Genomic DNA, 1,284 nt, shown 5'->3' with positions numbered 1-1,284 from the left:
TTAGCCATGGTCTCGTGGGCTCGGAGATGTGTATAAGAGACAGGACTCCGATTAATAAAAATGTTGTAATAAATAAATATAATGATGTTTGTGATAAAGTTGCTAAAAATGATTTTATTAGTAAGGATACAGATATTAAGATAATTCTAGAGAAGTCTTCAATTGTATTCAATGAACTAGATGAAGAGATAAACATACCAGTTGGACAGTGTCATGGAGACTTGACTTTTTCAAATATACTATTTAATGGAAATAATTACTATTTGATAGACTTTCTGGACTCATTTTTGGAATCTCCATTACTTGATTTAGTAAAGATTAGGCAAGATTCAAATTATGGTTGGTCGCAGCTTATGTATGGGCATGATTTTGATTCTGTGCGGATGAGAATAATTTCAGACAAGATAGATAAAGAGATAGATATATATTATAGTAATTATGATTGGTATAATAAGTATTATAGTACTTTTCAGTTGATGAATTTCCTACGTGTTATACAATATGCTAAGGAGGAGAGAACTGTAGCATTCTTAAAAAATGTCCTCAATTCAATTTTATGAGTATTAGTTTGATTATTCCTATAGGAGCTGACAATATTGAGTATGAGAACTATATGCCTTATATATTTAACTTTGCTCCTGATGGAATCTCGCTTTGCATAAAATCTATTCAAGGGTTAGATTTAAATCGTTTTGATAATATCTATTTTACAATTCTTGAAAAATATGATAAAAAATACTATTTGTCATTATTGCTGAAATTGCAATTTAAAAAGTTGGGACTGAGTAATGCTAAGGTCGTAGTTCTTGATGAGCCAACCACTAGCCAGGCTGAGACTGTCTATCGGACTGTGAATTGCGAGAACATAGAAGGAGCAATTTTTGTGAAAGATCCTGATGGCTATTTTTGTGGAGATTTTACCATTGCAAATAGTATAGCTATTTATCCACTTGATAAGTTGGAAATGGTGAATCCAAGAAATAAGAGTTATGTGGAACTTGATGATCAGTTCTATATAACAAATATAATAGAAAAAAAAATCATCAGCCGTTTCTTTAATGCAGGAGGTTATATTTTTGATGATGCTGCTGTGTTCTGCAAATATTATGAGAGATTATATTTGTATGAACAACTTTTTATGTCGCATATAGTCTATGCTATGCTATTGGATAATATTCCTTTTAGGCCTTTTGAGGTGAAAGACTTCCAAGATTGGGGAAGTGAAAGAGCTGTCTCTTATACACATCTCCGAGCCCACGAGACCATGGCTAATCTCGTATGCCG

General features: G+C 32.2%; 2 protein-coding genes. Both read left to right on the top strand.

The genetic code is table 11. The features are described 5' to 3' along the window. Positions 1 to 560: phosphotransferase (locus LPH68_RS26260; RefSeq protein ID WP_230297275.1), on the top strand; the 560-nt coding region annotated here is incomplete at its 5' end. Then, a partial coding sequence (locus LPH68_RS26255; RefSeq protein WP_230297274.1) for a hypothetical protein occupies positions 557 to 1,284 on the top strand: 728 nt, incomplete at its 3' end. The genes LPH68_RS26260 and LPH68_RS26255, both read left to right, overlap by 4 nt.

The organism is Bacteroides sp. 1_1_30, assembly GCF_020982715.1.
Taxonomy (GTDB): domain Bacteria; phylum Bacteroidota; class Bacteroidia; order Bacteroidales; family Bacteroidaceae; genus Bacteroides; species Bacteroides xylanisolvens.
This window is presented reverse-complemented; position numbering and strand designations above follow the sequence as displayed.